Below are 1,269 nucleotides of genomic sequence, written 5' to 3'. Positions count from 1 at the left end.
CTGGCACGGCCCCGCCGGCCTCGGCGGCACCAGCCGCTGACCCCAGCACACCACCACACCACCCACACCCACCCACACCACGACGCACGCGCGCCGGCCGTCCCCGACGGCCGGCGCGTCCCCACCCGGAAGGAACGGACATGTCAGTCATTCGTGGTCTGCGCCCGATGCTCCTCGGCATCACCGCGATGGCGACCATCTGCTGCGCTTCGGTAGGCCCGGCAGTCGCGGCGCCCTCGCCGCTCGATTCGCCATCGGCCTCGAAGCCGGGATCGATCACACTGTCGGGGACCGTGACGGACGCTCGCGCCGAGCAGGTGTCCGGCGGAGTGGTCATCGCCCCCGCCTCGACGCCCGCCGTGCCGGGCGCCCGCATCGAGGTGAACGGCAGCCTGATCGGCAGCACCGACAGCACCGGTGGCTTCAGGATCGAATACCCGGATCCGACCGGCGCAGCCGCGACGATCACCGTGACGGCTCCCGGATTCGGCACCTACCAGCTGACCGGTGTGACGCCGGCGCACAGCGGTGACTCGCTGACCGTGCAGTTGACCGGCAAGGCGCAGTCGATGGGTGATCAGGCCGCACCGGGGCAGCCGCCGACGAGCCGGACCGCCGCCGTCAGGCCCATGACGAGCGGCAACTGCGGCGGCTACTCGTCCGACTCGACGCCGCCGTCCACCATCCGCGTGTTGGAGTACTCGCAGCACACCAGCGCGGGTCTGCCGGTGCCGGGCACGGAGAGCGGCGTGGTCAGCGTGCCGTTCCAGACGTACGTCGAGAACGTGCTGCCCAACGAGTGGATCACCTCCTGGCAGCCCGACTCGCTGAAGGCGGGCGCGATGGCGGCCAAGAGCTACGCGTGGTACTGGGTCAACAACTGGCGCGGCGGATCGTACGGCGGTGCCTGCTACAACGTCGACGACTCGATCAACTATCAGCGCTTCATCCCCGGCCAGTCGAACCCCGCCACCAGCTCCGCCATCGCGGCGACCTGGAACTCGGTGATGACGCAGGGTGGTTCGGTCTTCGAGGCCTCGTTCCAGGCGACGCTCACCGGCAGCTCCTCCGAGGCCTGTGGCTCCGGCCTCTCCCGCTACCCGAACACGCTCAGCCAGTGGGGCACGCAGAACTGTGCCCTCGCCGGCTACTCCTGGCAGTCGATACTGAGCCTCTACTACCCCGGTGTATCGGTCAGTTCGGGCCAGACGCCGCCGCCGGCGGGCCGGACCTCGCCGGTGTCGATGAGTGCCGCCGGCGACCACGTCG

General features: G+C 70.2%; 1 protein-coding gene. It reads left to right on the top strand.

All coding sequences use genetic code 11. The annotated features are described in order from the left end of the window. Positions 1-293 precede the first annotated feature (293 nt). Positions 294-1,269 (top strand): SpoIID/LytB domain-containing protein (locus tag ABD323_RS41290; RefSeq protein WP_344447230.1); only part of this gene is annotated, 976 nt, incomplete at its 3' end.

Source organism: Kitasatospora nipponensis, from assembly GCF_039528135.1.
GTDB lineage: Bacteria > Actinomycetota > Actinomycetes > Streptomycetales > Streptomycetaceae > Kitasatospora > Kitasatospora nipponensis.
This window is presented reverse-complemented; position numbering and strand designations above follow the sequence as displayed.